15 protein-coding genes are annotated in these 17,266 nt (G+C 66.7%); 7 read left to right on the top strand and 8 right to left on the bottom strand.

Going from position 1 to position 17,266, the window contains the following annotated elements:
- The first annotated feature begins 93 nt into the window (after positions 1-93).
- Positions 94-822, top strand: coding sequence for a tetratricopeptide repeat protein (locus A5686_RS06030; RefSeq protein ID WP_067932100.1), 729 nt, complete (start codon positions 94-96; stop codon positions 820-822).
- Positions 823-840: 18 nt separating this feature from the next.
- Positions 841-1,608: a mannan-binding family protein gene (locus A5686_RS06025; protein ID WP_067932098.1), complete on the top strand. Its 768-nt coding sequence runs from the start codon at positions 841-843 to the stop codon at positions 1,606-1,608.
- A 189-nt stretch (positions 1,609-1,797) separates the two neighbouring features.
- On the opposite strand, the gene metH is transcribed toward A5686_RS06025, so the two are convergent.
- A complete protein-coding gene (metH, locus tag A5686_RS06020) occupies positions 1,798-5,571 on the bottom strand; it encodes a methionine synthase (protein WP_067932096.1) in 3,774 nt (1,257 codons plus the stop codon).
- A gap of 479 nt (positions 5,572-6,050) precedes the next feature.
- On the opposite strand from metH, the gene A5686_RS06015 reads away from it, so the two are divergent.
- Entirely contained in the window at positions 6,051-6,941 is an 891-nt protein-coding gene (locus A5686_RS06015; protein WP_197520488.1) for a PAC2 family protein, read from the top strand.
- Between the two features lie 87 nt (positions 6,942-7,028).
- Positions 7,029-8,486: an amino acid permease gene (locus A5686_RS06010; RefSeq protein ID WP_067932094.1), complete on the top strand. Its 1,458-nt coding sequence runs from the start codon at positions 7,029-7,031 to the stop codon at positions 8,484-8,486.
- Here the strand turns inward: A5686_RS06010 and A5686_RS06005 are convergent.
- A complete protein-coding gene (locus A5686_RS06005; RefSeq protein WP_067932089.1) occupies positions 8,483-9,361 on the bottom strand; it encodes an SDR family oxidoreductase in 879 nt (292 codons plus the stop codon). The genes A5686_RS06010 and A5686_RS06005 overlap by 4 nt on opposite strands.
- A 31-nt stretch (positions 9,362-9,392) precedes the next feature.
- Positions 9,393-10,628 carry a cysteine--1-D-myo-inosityl 2-amino-2-deoxy-alpha-D-glucopyranoside ligase gene (mshC, locus tag A5686_RS06000; protein WP_067932087.1) on the bottom strand — a complete coding sequence of 412 codons (1,236 nt, stop codon included), beginning with the start codon at positions 10,626-10,628 and terminating at the stop codon, positions 9,393-9,395.
- Between the two features lie 198 nt (positions 10,629-10,826).
- Between mshC and A5686_RS05995 the strand changes: the two genes are divergently transcribed.
- Positions 10,827-12,380, top strand: a complete 1,554-nt coding sequence (locus A5686_RS05995; protein WP_067932085.1) for an aldehyde dehydrogenase family protein — start codon at positions 10,827-10,829, stop codon at positions 12,378-12,380.
- A gap of 13 nt (positions 12,381-12,393) precedes the next feature.
- Here the strand turns inward: A5686_RS05995 and A5686_RS05990 are convergent, their stop codons facing one another.
- From A5686_RS05990 to A5686_RS05970, 5 genes are all read right to left on the bottom strand, one after another.
- Complete coding sequence (locus A5686_RS05990; RefSeq protein WP_067932083.1) at positions 12,394-13,185, bottom strand: 3'(2'),5'-bisphosphate nucleotidase CysQ; 792 nt, start codon at positions 13,183-13,185, stop codon at positions 12,394-12,396.
- A gap of 66 nt (positions 13,186-13,251) precedes the next feature.
- Entirely contained in the window at positions 13,252-14,067 is an 816-nt protein-coding gene (locus tag A5686_RS05985; RefSeq protein WP_067932081.1) for an SCO1664 family protein, read from the bottom strand.
- Positions 14,051-14,638, bottom strand: coding sequence for a DUF3090 domain-containing protein (locus A5686_RS05980; protein WP_067100900.1), 588 nt, complete (start codon positions 14,636-14,638; stop codon positions 14,051-14,053). Before A5686_RS05980 ends, A5686_RS05985 begins: the two co-directional genes overlap by 17 nt.
- Positions 14,639-14,700: 62 nt before the next feature.
- The gene (locus A5686_RS05975; RefSeq protein ID WP_067932079.1) at positions 14,701-15,450 is read right to left on the bottom strand and encodes a histidine phosphatase family protein; all 750 of its coding nucleotides are present in this window, start codon (positions 15,448-15,450) and stop codon (positions 14,701-14,703) included.
- A gap of 40 nt (positions 15,451-15,490) precedes the next feature.
- Entirely contained in the window at positions 15,491-15,793 is a 303-nt protein-coding gene (locus A5686_RS05970) for a hypothetical protein (protein ID WP_067932078.1), read from the bottom strand.
- 136 nt (positions 15,794-15,929) lie between these two features.
- Here A5686_RS05970 and A5686_RS05965 point away from each other — a divergent pair, with 136 nt between their 5' ends.
- A complete protein-coding gene (locus A5686_RS05965) occupies positions 15,930-16,970 on the top strand; it encodes a YncE family protein (protein WP_067932071.1) in 1,041 nt (346 codons plus the stop codon).
- Positions 16,967-17,236 carry a DUF5703 family protein gene (locus tag A5686_RS05960; RefSeq protein WP_067932069.1) on the top strand — a complete coding sequence of 90 codons (270 nt, stop codon included), beginning with the start codon at positions 16,967-16,969 and terminating at the stop codon, positions 17,234-17,236. Before A5686_RS05965 ends, A5686_RS05960 begins: the two co-directional genes overlap by 4 nt.
- The last annotated feature ends 30 nt before the right edge of the window (positions 17,237-17,266 follow it).

The following is a 17,266-nucleotide window of genomic DNA, read 5'->3' as shown; positions in this document are numbered from 1 at the left end:
GCGGGGCCGCTACACCATTCCCACCCCCTACGGCGGGCCACAGCTGCCGATCGAACCGCCGCACTGAGCATTGAACCCATCGACCTTTAGGAGATGATCGTGGTCGTGACCACCAAGAAGAACCCGAAAGCCGAAACCCCCACGGAATCGGCTGCCGAGGCACCGGAAGTCGTCAGCGAAGATTCCGAGGAGGTGCGAGCCGGGGAGGAGCGTGTCGACGAATCCGCCGACGCGCCCGACGATTCGGCAGACGACACGACCACGGACGAAGGTGACGAGCACACCGACGGCGAGGACGAAGAAGGCGGTCTGCTCAAACGCAAGACTGAGCGCGCCAAGCGGCCCTGGCGCCGGTACCTGCGCCGCAGCGCGCTGCCGGTGTTACTCGTTGCTTCACTTGCCGTTTCGGGCTATCTCGGGTGGCGCCAGTGGCAGGACCACCAGGTGAAGGCGGCGGGTGAGCAGGCTCAACAGGCGGCCATCGCCTATGCGCAGGTGCTGACGAGCATCGATTCGAACAAGGTCGACGAGAACTTCAAGCAGGTGCTCGACGGCGCGACCGGCGAATTCAAGGACATGTACACCCAGTCCAGCGTCAAACTCCGGCAGCTGTTGATCGACAACAAGGCGACCGCCCACGGAGTGGTGGTCGACTCGGCCATTCAGACCGAATCCACCGACAGGGTCGTCGTGCTGCTCTTCATCGACCAGACCGTCACCAACACGGCCGCACCCGACCCGCGCATCGACCGCAGCAGGATCAAGATGACCATGGAGAAGGTCGACGGTCGTTGGCGGGCAAGCAAAGTCCAACTCCTCTGAGGCGAGCGGAGCCATCTCATGTTCAAGAGACTGTCGGCGGCGTTCGTATTGGCCGCGGCCGCAACCATTCCCAGCACCGCCACCACGCACGCGTCGGCGCCGTCATTCTGCGGCGAGCTCGGCGGTAATTGGGACGGCCAGTATTGCCACAGCGCGGTGACCTCGGAACGCAACGCCGTGCGCGACATCAAGGTCGCCGTGCCCGACGATCTGGTCGACAATCCGACCACCGGCCCGGTGGTCCGGGACTACCTGCGCACCCTGGTCGGCAACTGGAAGGCGGCCAACGGCAGCATGGCCGCCGACAGTTACGGCGAGGAGAACTTCGAGGTTTTCCGGCACGGCAATCTGCTCAGCGCCGTGTTCCACGAGGACTATCACGCCGACGGGCCGAAGCCCAACAACGCCTACCGGACCTTCACCTTCGACATGGCAGCGGGCAGACGGGTGCAGCTCGCCGACCTGACGACGTCGAACCCGCTGACCGCGATCCCACCGCTGGCTGCGCCATTCATCGACACGGCGCTCAATCAGGCTCCGCCACCGCATGATCCGGGCACATACCCGTTTATTCTCGACCGTTGGACTCCCGACAAGGTCTACTCGGGCGCGTACAAGGCGTGGGCGCTGACGCCCGACGAATTGATCCTCTACATGCCCGACTATCCGGTCGGCCACGACGAGCCGATCAACTTCTCCCCCGGCCTGCCGCAGTGGTTCATGGACGGCGGCACCGTGCAGGCGCACATCCCGCTATCCGCGTTGAGCCCGGTGATGCGCGTCTAATACGGGACCGACTCACACGAGTCACACCAGTCCCCGAGTCCGGCAACCATCGATGTGCCCGCCTTCGAGCGACACTTCCCCCCGGCGGGATCGGTTGTCTCAAAGGCGGGCAAACTGTTTACCTGCCGCGACCGAGACTCGTGTGACAGCCGGAACTCGTGTGAAGGCTGGACTCACCGGCGCCCGGGCTCAGTCCTCCGGGTTGTAGCCGAGGTTGGGCGCGAGCCAGCGCTCGGCTTCGGCCAGGGTCCAGCCCTTGCGCTTCGCATAGTCGGCGACCTGGTCCTGGGCCATCCGGCCGACCACGAAGTACTGCGACTGCGGGTGCGAGAAATACCAGCCGCTGACGGCGGCACCGGGCCACATCGCCATTGACTCGGTCAGCTCGATGCCGGTCCGCTCCCGGACGTCCATCAACTTCCAGAGCGTCACCTTCTCGGTGTGCTCCGGGCAGGCCGGGTAGCCGGGGGCGGGACGGATTCCCCTGTACTTCTCATCGATGAGTGCCTCGTTGTCCAGCTGCTCGTCCGGCTGGAATCCCCAGAACTCCTTGCGGACGCGTTGGTGCATCCGTTCGGCGAAGGCCTCCGCCAGCCGGTCGGCGACCGACTCCAGCAGGATCGCGCTGTAGTCGTCGAGGGCCGCCTTGAACTCCGCGATCTTCTCCTGGCTGCCGAGCCCGGCGGTGACGGCGAAGGCGCCGATGTAGTCCCGGAGACCCGTTTCTTTGGGGGCGATGTAGTCGGTCAGCGACCGGTTCGGGATGCCGTCGCGGTGCTCGCCCTGCTGGCGCAGGTTGTGCAACGTGGTCAGCACCTCGGTACGAGTGTCGTCGGTGTACACCTCGATGTCTTCAACACCCGAGCCGACCGCGTTTGCCGGGAAGAACCCGATCACCCCGTTGGCGGTCAGCCACTTCTCCTTGATCAGGGTGTCCAGCATCTCCTGGGCATCGTCATACAGCTTGCGGGCCGCCTCGCCCGACGCGGGGTTGTTGAGGATGTCGGGGAAGCGGCCCTTCATCTCCCAGGCGTTGAAGAACGGCTGCCAGTCAATGTACTCGCGCAACTCGGCGAGGTCGTAGTCTTGAAATTCGCGCACTCCCGCGCCGACAACGGGCACCGGCGGCGTGTAGCCGTCCCACTCGATCGGCGTCCGGTTGGCGCGGGCCTTCTCCAGCGTGACCATCGGCCGCTCGTTCTTCTGCGCGTGCCGTTCGCGCAGCGACGCGTAGTCCTTCTCCGTCGCCTCCAGCAGGGCGGGACGCTGCTTGTCGTCGAGGAGCGCGGCGGCGACCGGCACCGAGCGGGACGCGTCCTTGACCCAGACCACCGGACCGCTACGACGCGGCGATATCTTCACGGCCGTGTGCGCGCGCGAGGTGGTCGCGCCACCGATCAGCAGCGGGATCTCGAGGCCCTCGCGTTCCATCTCGACAGCGAAGTTGGCCATTTCGTCCAGCGACGGGGTGATCAGGCCGGACAACCCGATGATGTCGGCGTCATGCTCCTTCGCCGCGTCGAGGATCTTCTGGGCGGGCACCATCACCCCGAGGTCGATCACTTCGAAGTTGTTGCACTGCAGCACGACCCCGACGATGTTCTTGCCGATGTCGTGGACGTCACCCTTCACGGTCGCCATCACGATCGTGCCGTTGGTGTCCTTGCCGGCGGTTGCGCCAGACTCCTCCTTCTCCGCCTCGATGAACGGCAGCAGGTAGGCGACGGCCTTCTTCATCACCCGGGCCGACTTCACCACTTGGGGCAGAAACATCTTGCCCGAGCCGAAGAGATCGCCGACGACGTTCATGCCGTCCATCAGGGGCCCCTCGATCACCTCGATCGGGCGCCCACCCGCGGCGGCGATCTCGGCCCGCAATTCCTCGGTGTCGTCGTCGACGTGGGCGTCGATGCCCTTGACCAGGGCGTGCGTGATCCGCTCGCGGACCGGCAGGCCACGCCACTCGGCCGCCGTCGGATCCTCGGACTTCCCCGAACTGTTGAACCGTTCGGCGATTTCCAGCAGCCGTTCGGCCGCGTCCTCACGACGGTTCAGGACGACGTCCTCGATGCGGTCCCGCAGCTCGGGATCGATCGAGTCGTAGGGCACCAGCGCACCGGCATTGACGATGCCCATGTCGAGGCCGGCCTTGATGGCGTGGAACAGGAACACCGAGTGGATCGCCTCGCGGACCGGGTTGTTACCCCGGAACGAGAACGACACGTTCGAGATGCCGCCGGAGATGTGCACCCCCGGCAGGTTCTCCTTGATCCAGGCGCAGGCCTCGATGAAGTCGATCCCGTAGGTCGCGTGCTCCTCGATGCCGGTTGCCAGCGCGAAGCAGTTCGGGTCGAAGATGATGTCTTCGGGCGGGAAGCCGACCTCTTCGGTCAGGATCCGGTAGGCGCGCCCGCAGATCTGTTTGCGGCGCTCCAGGTTGTCGGCCTGACCCTGCTCGTCGAAGGCCATCACCACGACGGCCGCGCCGTACTTGCGGCACAGCCGTGCCTCGCGAACGAACTTCTCCTCGCCCTCCTTCATGGAGATCGAGTTGACGATCGGCTTGCCCTGCACGTTCTTCAGGCCCGCCTCGATGACCTCGAACTTGGAGGAGTCGATCATCACCGGGACGCGGCTGATGTCCGGCTCGGCCGCGACCAGCTTGGTGAACCGGTCCATCGCGGCGACGCCGTCGATCATGCCCTCGTCCATGTTGATGTCGATGACCTGCGCGCCGACCTCGACCTGCTGCAGGGCGACGGACAGTGCGGTGTCGTAGTCCTCGGCCTTGATCAGGTTGCGGAACCGCGCGGAGCCGGTGATGTTGGTGCGCTCACCGATGTTCACGAACAGGGAGTCGTCGGTGATGTTGAGCGGCTCCAGGCCCGACAGTCGGGTGGCCACCGGGATCTTCGGCACCTCGCGCGGCGGTTTTCCGTCGACGGCCTTGGCAATCTCGGCGATGTGCGGCGGCGCGGTTCCGCAGCAGCCACCGACCAGGTTGACCAGGCCGGCCTCGGCGAAGCCGGCGATGTAACCGGCCTGGCGCTCGGGGGTCTCGTCGTACTCGCCGAAGGCGTTGGGCAGCCCAGCGTTCGGATAGCAGGACACGAAGGTGTCCGCGATCCGCGCCACCTCGGCGATGTAGGGCCGCATCTCCGGCGCACCCAGGGCGCAGTTGAGGCCGACCGCCAGCGGCTTCGCGTGCCTGATCGAGTTCCAAAACGCCTCGGTGACCTGACCGGACAACGTTCGGCCGGAAGCGTCGGTGATGGTGCCCGAGATGATGACCGGCCAACGACGCCCGCGCTCCTCGAACAGCGTTTCGACGGCGAACACCGCCGCCTTGGCGTTCAGCGAGTCGAAGATCGTCTCGATGACGAGCAGGTCGGCACCGCCGTCGACCAGACCGTTGGCGGACTCGAGGTAGGCGGCGACCAGCCGGTCGTAGGAGACGTTGCGGGCACCGGGGTCGTTGACGTCCGGTGAGATCGACGCGGTCCGCGTCGTCGGCCCGATTGCACCCGCGACGTAGCGCGGCTTCTCCGCGGTGCTGAATTCGTCGGCGGCTTTGCGGGCCAGGGCGGCGCCGGCGTAGTTCAGCTCGTAGCTCAGGTCCGCCATGTCGTAATCGGACAGCGAGATCGCGTTCGCGTTGAACGTGTTGGTTTCCAGGATGTCGGCGCCCGCCTCGAGGTATTCGCGGTGGATTCCCTCGATGATCTGCGGCTGCGTCAGGTTGAGCAGGTCGTTGTTGCCCTGAAGAGCGGTCGGCCACTCCGTGAACCGGTCGCCGCGGTACCCGGCCTCGTCCGGCCGGTCGCGCTGGATCGCGGTCCCCATCGCGCCGTCGATCACCATGATCCGCTGGCGCAGAGCTGTCGTCAGTTCGTCGGTGCAATCGGGGCGGATGTTCGGCGCGAAGGTGCCGCTCTCAGGGGTGTTCGGCTTAGCGGCGTTCACGTACGTTCCTTCCGTAGCGGAAGGCGTCCTTGACTCTGCCGAGCGTGGCGGATACCGGCGGCGAACCGGAACCGTTGCAACGCCTCTCGACCAGAAAAGTCTACGTCGTCACCCGATCGACGTCTGGACGCCCAACTCATCGCCGCGATCGACAGTTCGCGAATGCTGGCGGCGAGGTACTTACCGAGATTAACCAGTTTGCAGCCGAACGTATTTCGTCTTCCCCGCGTCGACGCCTGTTGTCGTAGTCGTCCAGGCTCAAATCGGCGGCCTGCGACTGCGTACCCGACGCGCCGCGGCCGGTTACCAACCGCGGCGCCGGGGTGGTGCGGGCAACCGCGTCGTAGCGGTGATCGTCGGCGGCAGTCACGAGATAAGCATAGTCGTCCTATGTAAAGCCGCCGGTTGAGCGTCAATCGGCCGGCAATCCGCGGCCATCGCGGCCCGAACATCGGGCCGTGAGGCCGTACGCTGATTCTGTGACCCCGCCCGACGGCCCCCCCTTCGGCAAAGCCGCGTTGCCCGAACTGCACCACACCGTCGTCGTGGCTGCGTTCGAGGGCTGGAACGACGCCGGCGACGCGGCCAGTGACGCGCTCGACCACCTAGAAGCCATCTGGGAGGCCGACCCGATCTTAGAGATCGACGACGAGGCGTACTACGACTACCAGGTGAATCGCCCGGTGATCCGGCAGGTGGATGGGGTGACTCGCGAGCTGGTGTGGCCTGCCATGCGGATCTCGCATTGCCGGCCCCCGGGCAGCGACCGCGACGTCGTGTTGATGCACGGGGTCGAACCCAACATGCGCTGGCGCACCTTCTGCTCGGAGTTGGTGGCCATCGCCGACAAGCTCAACGTGGACACCGTGGTGATCCTGGGCGCACTGCTGGCCGACACCCCACACACCCGACCGGTCCCGGTGTCGGGCGCGGCCTACTCCCCCGAGTCCGCGAAACGCTTCGGCCTCGAGGAAAGCCGCTACGAGGGCCCGACCGGCATCGCCGGGGTGTTTCAGGATTCGTGCGTGGCCGCCGGGATCCCCGCGGTGACGTTCTGGGCGGCGGTGCCGCACTACGTCTCGCAGCCGCCGAACCCGAAAGCGACGGTGGCCCTGCTGCGCCGCGTCGAAGACGTGCTCGACATCGAGGTGCCGCTGGCCGACCTGCCGACGGACGCCGAGGACTGGGAGCAGGCGGTCACCGAGATGACCGCCGAGGACGAGGACCTGGCCGAGTATGTGCAATCGCTCGAGCAACGCGGCGATGCCGAGGTCGACATGAACGACGCCTTGGGCAAGATCGACGGCGACGCGCTGGCGGCCGAGTTCGAGCGCTATCTGCGCCGGCGGCGCCCCGGGTTCGGGCGCTAACGCTCGGTCACCGCGATCGCCGGCCAATTTGCCGTCGACCGATCAACTACGGAAGCATCGCTTCGCGACCTACCGATTGGACATTTCATGGCCGCGTTGCCTAGTGACGGCAACCCAGACCCCGTAGTCGGCGATTTAGTCGGCGATTTAGGCGAAGACGCCGGTTACCGCAAGGGGCTCAAGCCCCGGCAAGTGCAGATGATCGGCATCGGCGGCGCGATCGGTTCCGGGTTGTTCCTAGGTGCCGGCGGCCGGCTGGCCAAGGGGGGACCAGGGATGTTCCTGGTGTACGCGGTGTGCGGCGTTTTCGTCTTCCTGATTCTGCGAGCGCTGGGCGAATTGGTCCTGCATCGCCCGACGTCCGGCTCGTTCGTGTCCTATTCCCGCGAATTCTTCGGCGAGAAGGCCGCCTACGGCATCGGCTGGATGTACTTCCTCGGCTGGTCGATGACGGCCATCGTCGACACCACCGCGATCGCCACCTATCTGCGCCGGTGGACGACCTTCGAATCGATCCCGCAGTGGGTGCTGGCGCTGCTCGCCCTCATCGTCGTGCTGTCGATGAACCTGATCTCGGTGGAGTGGTTTGGTGAACTGGAATTCTGGGCGGCGCTGGTCAAGGTGCTCGCCCTTGTCGCCTTCCTGATCGTCGGGATCGTCTTTCTCGCCGGCCGCTACCGGATCGAGGGCCGCAGCATTGGACTGAGTCTGTGGACCGACCACGGCGGACTGTTTCCCTCCGGCGTGCTAGCGGTCCTGCTGACCACGTCCGGCGTCGTGTTCGCCTATGCGGCCATCGAATTGGTGGGCACGGCCGCTGGGGAGACGGCCGAGCCGGAGAAGGTCATGCCGCGCGCCATCAACGCGGTGATCGCGCGCATCGCGATCTTCTACGTCGGGTCGGTGGCGCTGCTGGCGTTGCTGCTGCCGTACACGTCCTACACGGCCACCGAAAGTCCCTTCGTCACATTCTTTTCCAAGATCGGTTTCCACGCCGCGGGGGACCTGATGAACGTGGTGGTGCTCACCGCCGCGCTGTCGAGCCTGAATGCGGGGCTGTATTCCACCGGTCGCATCATGCATTCGATGGCGTTCAGTGGCAGCGGGCCAAGGTTTGCGACCCGGATGTCCAAGAGCGGGGTGCCCTATGTCGGCATCACGATGGCCGGCGCCATCTGCCTGCTCGGCATCGCCTTGAACGCCGTCAAGCCCGGCCAGGCCTTCGAGATCGTGCTCAATATCGTGGCGCCGGGCATCATCGCGTGCTGGGCGACGATCGTGCTGTGTCAGTTGCGCGCCTACCGACTGGCCAAGGCCGGCGTCATCCAGCGACCACGGTTTCGGATGCCGTGGGCTCCGTATTCCGGTTATCTCACTTTGGCGTTCTTGGCCGGCGTCCTGGTCATGATGGCCTTCGACAAGGAGACCGGCACCTGGACCATCGCGACGGTGGTGGTGGTCGTGCCGGCCCTGAGCGCCGGATGGTTCCTGGTGCGCAACCGGGTAGCGGCCGTCGCTTCGGAACGCGCGGCTCAGACCAGCTAGGACGCGCCGAGGTCGCGGTTGTAGGCGCTGGTGGAGCGGCCCAGCGCGGCGACCTGGGCGTCCAGTTGGGGCAACAGCTCGGCAGTCGATTTGTGCAGGGGCATTTCGCCAACGGGGCTGGACAGCACGGGCTTCACCCAACGGAACAGGGCTACCCAGCGCGGGCAGTAGACGCGGGTGCGACGGCGCGCAATGCCCGTGACGAAAGCGGCCGCGCACTTGTCGACGGTCGTCGTCTTGTTCAGCGGCCACGGAAAACTGGCCAGCAGCTGGTTGAAGGCGGACAGGTCGGATTGGGTGTCGCGGACCAGGGCGGTGTCGATCCAGGACATGTGCGCCGAGCCGACCGTGACGCCCTGGTGGGCCACCTCCAGCCGCAGGGCGTTGGCCAGCATCTCGACGCCCGCCTTGGACGCGTTGTAGGGCGCGAGGCCGGGGCAGGCGGTGTAGGCGGCCAGCGACGAGACGATGAGCACGTAGCCGCGACGCTCAATCAGCGCCGGCAACGTGGCGCGCGCAGTGTGAAACACGCCGAGGACGTTGATGTCGAGCACCCGTCTGAACGCGTCGGGGTCGACTTGGGCCACCGATCCATAACTCATGATGCCGGCGTTGGCCACCACCACGTCGATGCCGCCGAATCGCTCGACCGCTCGGTCGGCGGCGGCCTGCATGGCGGGCAGATCACGCACGTCGGCGACGGCGGTCAGCACCCGGTCGTCGCCGAGTTCGGCGGCGAGCGCGCTCAGCTCGACTTGGTTGAGATCGGTCAGCACAAGCTTGGCGCCCTTGGCGCACAGCCGGCGAGCGGTCTCGGCCCCGATCCCCCGGGCGCCGCCGGTGATGAAAACGACTTGGTCCAGCAGCGATTTCATGTTCCCAACGTACCGCTGGGGACGCCATCGGCTAGACGTCTACTCCCAGCAGCGCATCGATGGCGGTCCTCACCAGCCGCGGCGCCTCGGCGTCGTGGCCACCGTATTCCAGTGCGTCGGTGGTCCAACCATCAAGTGCGGCAAGAGCTTTGGGCGTATCCAGGTCATCGGCCAGGTATTGGCGCACCCGCGCGATCACGTCGGCGGCATCCGGACCCGCAGGCAGCGCGGTCGCGTCGCGCCAGCGCCGCAGCCGGACGATGGCTTCGTCGAGTACCTGATCGCTCCAGTACCGGTCCCCGCGGTAGTGGCCGGCCAGCAGCCCCAACCGGATGGTCGCCGGCTCGACACCCCGGGCGCGCAGGTGCGACACCAACACCAGGTTGCCCCGGCTCTTGGACATCTTGTGCCCGTCCCAGCCGATCATCCCGGCGTGCACGTAATGGCGCGCGAATCTCCGCTCGCCGCGGACACATTCGGCGTGGGCGGCGGTGAATTCGTGATGCGGGAAGATCAGGTCGCTGCCCCCACCCTGGATGTCCAAACCGCTTCCGATGCGGCTTAGCGCGATCGCCGCGCATTCGACATGCCAGCCCGGGCGGCCAGGACCGAACGGTGACGGCCAGCTGGGCTCCCCGGGCCGCGCAGCCCGCCACAGTAGGGCGTCGAGCTCATCGGTCTTGCCGGGCCGCTGTGGGTCGCCGCCTCGCTCGGCGAACAGCCGCAGCATGGTGTCCCGGTCATAACCGGATTCGTAGCCGAACTGCGGCGTGGCGTCGGCGCGGTAGTAGACGTCCGGGTATTCGCCGTCGACGACGTAGGCCGCGCCCGACGCCAACATCTTCTCGACGAGTTCGACCACCTCGGCTATCGCCTCGGTCGCCCCGACATATTCGCGGGGTGCCAGGATGCGCAGCGCCGCCATGTCTTCCCGGTACAGGGATACCTCTCGCTCGGCCAGGACGCGCCAGTCGATGCCGTCGCGCTCGGCGCGCTCCAACAGCGGGTCGTCGACGTCGGTGACGTTCTGGACGTAGTGGACATCGTGGCCGAGATCCAGCCATTGCCGGTAGATGAGATCGAATGCCAGATAGGTCGCCGCGTGGCCCAAGTGGGTCGCGTCGTACGGCGTGATGCCGCAGACATACATCGTGGCGGTCGAGCCGGCGGCCACGGGACGCACCTGCCGGTCAGACGTGTCATACAGGCGAAGCTCCGGACCGCGCCCCGACAACACGGGTACCGGTGGGGAAGACCACGACTGCATGGCAATCAGCCTAGGCGCGCCGACGACGCGGCCTGCGTGGCGGGCTGAGGAGGAGGCGCGCAGCGACGCGCGGCCGCGCCGCACGTCCGACCACCTGCCACCCCATCCCCCGCGAATCGCATCGCCACCACGCTATTTGTGCTTTGCTGAATCCGGTATCGGGCAAATTCGTCCACCGTCGACGGCGAGGTGGTTGTGATGTCGACTCATACAACTGACCGACCAGACACCGCGGCAGCGGCCGCACCGCAAGAAGTCGTGGTCAGATGCCCGGCGACGGCACAGGTCATCGGCAGCGTCGCGGTGTCGACCGCCGCCGAAGTCCAGGCCGTCGCCACCCGGCTGCGCAAGGCTCAGCCGTTCTGGCAGCAAATGACAATCGACGGTCGCGCGCGCTGGCTGGGCAAGTGGCGCGACTGGATGCTGGACCACCGCGACGAGCTGCTGACGCCGCTGCAACTCGAAACGGGCAAGTCCTGGGGCGACACCGGCGTGGAGATCGCGGCGCTGCAGATCATCAACTATTGGATCGACAACGCCGCCGAATTCCTCGCCGACCAATCGGTGCGCCCCTACGGCGCCGCCAACGCCGGCAAGAAGCTGACCCTCGTCTACCAGCCGTATCCACTAGTCGGGGTCATCACCCCGTGGAACGGACCACTGTCGGTGCCGCTGCTCGACATTCCCGCTGCCTTGATGGCCGGCTGCGCCGTGCTGTCCAAGCCCTCGGAGTTCACCCCGCTGGCGTGGCGGGTGGCGGTCGAGGGGTTCAAGCAGATCGGTGCCCCGGATGTGCTGGACGTGGTGTTCGGTTACGGAGAAACCGGTGCGGCACTGGTCGATACGGTCGACTACGTGATGTTCACCGGCTCGGTCAACACCGGGCGACGCATCGCCGTGGCGGCGGCCGAGCGGCTGATCCCCTGCAGCCTGGAGCTGGGCGGCAAGGACGCGATGATCGTGTGCGCCGACGCCGACATCGACCGCGCCGTCGATGGCGCGGTATGGGGCGGGTTCGTGTACACCGGGCAGGTATGCATCTCGGTGGAGCGGGTCTATGTCGAGGAGCCCGTCTACGACGAGTTCGTAAACAAGTTGGTAGCCAAGACATCTGCGTTGCGCAACGGCATGGACTCCGCACACGACTATTCCTGCGAAGTAGGGTCGATGACCACCGCGCAACAACTCGCGATCGTGTCGCGCCATGTCGACGACGCCGTGACCAAGGGCGCCAAAGTGCTTGTCGGTGGGAAGGCGGGCGACGCCGACGGCGGCCTGTTCTACGAGCCGACGGTGCTGGTCGACGTGAACCACGACATGGATTGCATGCGCGAAGAGACGTTCGGCCCGACGCTGCCGGTCATGAAGGTGCGCGACGTCGGCGAGGCCGTCGAGCGGGCCAATGACTCCAACCTGGGGCTGTCGGGCAGCGTGTGGACGCGGGATAAGGACAAGGCGATGTCCGTTGCGCGGCAGATGAATACGGGCAGTGTCAACGTCAACAACGTCATCACCAGCCTGCTGCAGTTCGGGCTTCCGATGGTGGGCTGGAAGGAATCGGGAATCGGTTCCCGCTCCGGCGGCGCCGACGGCATTCGCAAATACTGCCGTCAGAAGGCCATCGTCGCCGATCGGGTCACGATGAAAAAGGAGTTGCTCTGGTATCCGTACAGCCGCAAGAAGGGCAGCCTCGTCGAAAACATGGTCCGGGTGCTTTCGGCGAAGGATTGGCGGCGTCGACTGGGCCGGTGACGGCCCATCGGCGTTACCGGCCGCGGATGGCGTCCAACAGGATCGGTGCCAGCTCGGCGCGACACATCACGAAGTCGGGCAGATACGGGTCGAGTTGGTTGTAGCGCATCGGCGATCCGTCGAGCCGCGATGCGTGCATGCCGGCGGCCATCACCACTCCGGCCGGGGCCGCCGAATCCCACTCCCACTGGCCGCCGGCGTGCACATAGGCGTCGACATCCCCGTCGATGATGGCCATCGCCTTCGCGCCGGCCGAGCCGATCGCGACGGGCTGGATGGGCAGCGCCTGCCGCATCCGGTGCAGCACCGCGGGGGGACGGGTGGCGCTGACGGCGATGCGGATGGTGTCGGAGACGCCGACGCGCGCGGCGTCGGCGGTCACGGTGTCGCTGCGGTAGACGATGTTGCCGCGGGCAGGCAACGACACCGCCGCGTCGGTGATTTCGCGCTCGCCGTTGCTGGGGCGTTGCCAGAGCGCGATGTGCACCGCCCAGTCGTCGCGGCCCGGTGTGGAGAACTCGCGGGTGCCGTCCAGCGGGTCGATGATCCACACGCGGTCGTGCTTGAGTCGGGACAGGTCGTCGTACGCCTCCTCGCTGAGCACCGCGTCGCCGGGCCGTTCCTCGTGCAGGCGCCGCAGGATCAGCGCGTTGGCCAGGCTGTCGCCGGCATCGCCCAGTGCCCAGGGATACCCGAAGCCGACTTCATCGCGAACCTTCAGCAGCAACTCCCCCGCGTCCGCGGCTAGATCGGCGGCCAGGGCTGCATCGGACACCTCTGGCAGATCGTCCGCGCGGTTGCTCACCGCTTCAGTATCGCCGACGGCGAACCACCGCCTGCACCGATGGCGCCGCGGCGCTTGCGATCACCGCTAGAAAGCCGGCCATGGAATGGGGCGGTGCCGGTTGGGTCCGGGCATGACCGGATTGTCCAGCAGCGTGAGCGCGCGCAGGCGCAGCGCGGCGATCTCGGCCCTAGTGATCTGCTCGGCCAGTTCGTCGCCGAAGTGATCTTCGATCGCATCGACGAGGCCGGCGACGGCTTCCAGAGTGTGGTCGTCGATCGGCTTGCCGGCCCAACCCCACAACACCGTGCGCAGCTTGTCCTCGACGTGCAGACACACGCCATGGTCGACCCCGAAGATGTGGCCCTCGAGGTCGCGCAGCACATGGCCGCCCTTGCGGTCGGCGTTGTTGATCAGCACGTCGAACACCGCCATCCGCCACAGGCGAATGTCGTCGGCGTGCATCAGGACGACCTCGTCGCCGGCGTAGTCCAGGGCGCGCAACACCGGCAGGTAGCCCGGTTGCCTGGTGCCGGCGGGAAAGAGGTCGACCAGATCCGGCCCCGGCCGCGGCTCGGTGTCCACCGCATCGCCGGGTTGCTGGACCCACCGCTGCAACATGCCCGGACCCGCGGGCCCGTGCCGAATGATCGTGTAGGGCACGATGTTCCAGCCCAACTTCGCCGAGATCAGATACGCGGCCCGTTCGCGACCGGCCAACGTCCCATCTGGGAAATCCCACAGCGGCGCCTCGCCGGCGACAGGCTTGTAAACGCAGTGCACGCTGGCCTCGCCAAGCGTCGATTCGCACAAGAAGGTGCCGTTGCTGGCCGAGCGGATCCGTCCGATGACCGTCAGCTCGCCGTCGCGCAACACCTCACGGTCATCAGACCTCGGGGTCATCGTCAGGCCCGAGCAGCGCGCTGCGCCGATATCCGTTGGCGCGTGCGCAGATATGGCCCTCTGGATCCAACGGCTCGTCGCATAACGGACACGGCGGACGTCCCGCGGAGATGACGCGGTTGGACCGGGTGGCGAATTGACGCGCCGACTCCGGCGTCAAGAACACCCGCACCGCGTCGGGACCCTCTTCCGTGTCGTCGAGCACCACCGATGCGTCGAATTCGGCGTCGGTGACCGCCAGCAACTCGACCACCACCGTCTGGGCCTCCGAATCCCAGCCCAGGCCCATTGTTCCGACCCGAAATTCGGCGTCGACGGGGGTGACCAATGGATTGAGGTCTTCGATCTCGGCGGGCTCGGGCGGAACGGGCGTGCCGAACCTGCGGTTCACCTCGAGCAGCAGCGCACCGATGCGTTCGGCCAGCACCGCGACCTGCTGCTTCTCCAATATCACCGACACCACTCGGGCGTCGTGCACAGCCTGGATGTAGAACGTGCGGTTTCCGGGCTGGCCGACGGTCCCGGCCACGAAGCGGTCGGGTGTGCGGAAGACATGAATTGCGCGGGCCATGGCACTTCCCAAAATACCGGCTGTTGCCACCGTCGTGCGATCCGATGGATGCAGCCGCTGAATTAATCCGTGGAACCGCCGACCACCGCGTCGCTGGACGGTACCGCGGGCGCCGATTCCTGCGGCTCTCCGTTTGAGCTGGGGCCGGTATCGGACTTTGCCTCGTCCTTCGCGGGAGGGCCGGCCCGCAGGGCGGCGGACAGCCGCGCACCGGTGTGGTTGACGTGCAACACAAACGGGCGCAGCTCGGTGTAACGGATCACACTCACCGACGCCGGGTCGGCGGTGACGCGCTGGAAGCCGTCCAAGTGGATGCCGTAAGCGTCGGCGATGATTGCCTTGATCACGTCACCGTGAGTGCAAGCGACCCACAACACGTCGCCGCCGTGCTCGGCGGCCAGCCGGCGATCGTGTTCGCGCACCGCTGACACCGCGCGCCCCTGCACCTGAGCCAGACCCTCGCCGCCGGGAAACACCGCCGCGCTGGGATGGGCCTGAACGACCTTCCACAACGGCTCGCTGACCAAGTCGCCGAGTTTGCGGCCGGTCCAATCGCCGTAGTCCACCTCTGCGAGCCGATCGTCGCTGAGCGGCGCCAGGCACAGCGCGTCGGCCAACGGCTCCAGGGTGCGGCGGCAGCGCAGCAGCGGCGAGCTGACCAGCTCCCGGATCGGCAGATCACCGATCCGATCGATCAGGCCGTCGGCTTGTTCACGGCCCTTGTCATCGAGGTCGACGCCCTCGGAGCGACCGGCGAGGACGCCCGCTGTATTCGAACTCGAGCGCGCGTGCCGTAACAGGATGACGGTCATATCGACCACGACGGTACCCGCTGCACGGGTCCGTGAATGACTAGCGCAAAACCGGCACCGCGTGCGTCACCGAATCGCGCACCGCAGCACTCAGGCTGCGCTCGTCGGTGAGGTCGATGTCGACCAGGCTGCGGACCGCCCTGGCGACCACCTCGTCGGCCTGCGGAACGGGTCCGGCCAGGCGCGCGCGGTAAACCTCCACGACAAGGGATCGGTTCTCGATGTGGAACGAAAAACTGCGTCCATCACCGACTTGTCCGTATCCGCTAGCGGCAATGCCTGTCGACATGTCCTCGACAGCAAACTCTTTCAGCGCCAGATGACGGTCAGCGGTGACGGCCATGGGCTGACGATACCTCGCCGGTAGGGTCGGATGAAGGTGGCATGGCCCTATTGGAGGCGAAAGCGTTCCTTAGAATTTGTGTGCCACCGCCAAGCCGTAAGGAAAAGAATTGCCGTCACGACAACCACGTCACAAGATGGCAGCTCAAGGCGGTGGCTTGGTCCTGGCGGCTTTGCTGCCGGCGATCGTCGGATGCTCGTCGAATTCACTCGATACCGCGCCGCGCACCATCGAACCGGCGCATGCGGCGGTGTCGCCGCCGGCGGCGCGGCAGCCGGCCGGGGCGGTGCGGCCGCTGGCCGGTCACGCCGCGGCGGCGGCCTTCGACGGTGGCACTCATCAGCTGGCCGTCCTGACGCCGGGCAACGACCCGGCCGCGCCCGCCAGCGTCACCGTATTCGGCAACCCGCAGGTCAGGCCACGCGTCATCGAGCTCCCGGGACCGGCGACCGCGTTGACCGATGACGGCCGCGGGACCGCCTACCTGGCCGCCCGCGGCGGCTACTTCGCGGTCGACCTGTCCACCGGGCGCACCACGCCGGTGGCCGTGGCCGGCGCTACCCAGACCGAATTCACCGCGGTGGCCCAGCGCGCCGACGGCAGGCTGGTGCTGGGCAGCGCCGACGGCGCCGTCTACACCCTTGCGCCCCAGACGCCCGGCACCGTGACCGACGCGGCCGTAACCAAGGAAAACCGAATCTTTGCGCGCGTTGATTCTCTTGCTACACAAGGGAATACGACGGTCGTACTGGACCGTGGGCAGACCTCGGTGACGACGATCGACGCGTACGGCCATGCCCGGCAGGCGCTGCGGGCGGGCAGGGGTGCCACCACCATGGCCGCCGACCCGGCGGGCCGGGTGCTGGTCGCCGATACCCGCGGCGGCCAACTGCTGGTGTACGGCGTCAATCCGCTGATCCTGCGTCAGGCCTACCCGGTTCCGCAGGCGCCGTACGGCCTTGCCGGCTCCCGCGCGTTAGCCTGGGTTTCGCAGACCGTTTCCAATATCGTCATTGGTTACGATCTATCCACCGGAATTCCCGTCGAAAAGGTGCGTTACCCGACCGTGCAGCAACCGAACTCGCTGGCCTTCGACGAGGCGACTGACACCCTGTACGTGGTGTCGGGTTCCGGTGCGGGAGTTCAGGTCATCGAGCACGCGGCGGGAACGCGTTGACCGCGGCGCGGCGCAGCCGCTTGCCCGCGGAATGGGACACCGATATGTCCGATGAATACGAATGGGCGCCGCTGCGCCTGCCGCCGGAGGTGACCCGGGTCAGCGCGTCCACCCGACTGTCCATCGAGGCCGAATACCGCGGCTGGGAATTGACCAGGGTACGGCTTTACACCGACGGCAGCAGGCGGGTGCTGTTGCGCCGCAAGAAGTCCCGTCTGGACGGCGTCGGTTCCGAGGAGCGACGACCCGACCAGCCGGAACTGTGACGGCGGCCCAGCCACGCGAGGGCGGACACC

It is taken from the genome of Mycobacterium sp. E2479 (assembly GCF_001667925.1).
In the GTDB taxonomy this organism is placed as follows: domain Bacteria; phylum Actinomycetota; class Actinomycetes; order Mycobacteriales; family Mycobacteriaceae; genus Mycobacterium.
Note: the sequence above shows the minus strand (reverse complement) of the source record. Positions and strands in the feature narration are given on the sequence as shown.

Excerpts from the sequence above, each read along its gene's own strand:
- A5686_RS06030 (WP_067932100.1), top strand. The coding sequence starts at position 94 with ATGATCGTGGTCGTGACCACCAAGAAGAACCCGAAAGCCGAAACCCCC.
- A5686_RS05970 (WP_067932078.1), bottom strand. The coding sequence starts at position 15,793 with ATGGCCGTCACCGCTGACCGTCATCTGGCGCTGAAAGAGTTTGCTGTC.
- A5686_RS06010 (WP_067932094.1), top strand. The coding sequence starts at position 7,029 with ATGGCCGCGTTGCCTAGTGACGGCAACCCAGACCCCGTAGTCGGCGAT.
- mshC (WP_067932087.1), bottom strand. The coding sequence starts at position 10,628 with ATGCAGTCGTGGTCTTCCCCACCGGTACCCGTGTTGTCGGGGCGCGGT.
- A5686_RS05975 (WP_067932079.1), bottom strand. The coding sequence starts at position 15,450 with ATGACCGTCATCCTGTTACGGCACGCGCGCTCGAGTTCGAATACAGCG.
- A5686_RS06005 (WP_067932089.1), bottom strand. The coding sequence starts at position 9,361 with ATGAAATCGCTGCTGGACCAAGTCGTTTTCATCACCGGCGGCGCCCGG.
- A5686_RS05980 (WP_067100900.1), bottom strand. The coding sequence starts at position 14,638 with ATGGCCCGCGCAATTCATGTCTTCCGCACACCCGACCGCTTCGTGGCC.
- A5686_RS05985 (WP_067932081.1), bottom strand. The coding sequence starts at position 14,067 with ATGACCCCGAGGTCTGATGACCGTGAGGTGTTGCGCGACGGCGAGCTG.
- A5686_RS05965 (WP_067932071.1), top strand. The coding sequence starts at position 15,930 with ATGGCAGCTCAAGGCGGTGGCTTGGTCCTGGCGGCTTTGCTGCCGGCG.
- A5686_RS06025 (WP_067932098.1), top strand. The coding sequence starts at position 841 with ATGTTCAAGAGACTGTCGGCGGCGTTCGTATTGGCCGCGGCCGCAACC.
- A5686_RS05995 (WP_067932085.1), top strand. The coding sequence starts at position 10,827 with ATGTCGACTCATACAACTGACCGACCAGACACCGCGGCAGCGGCCGCA.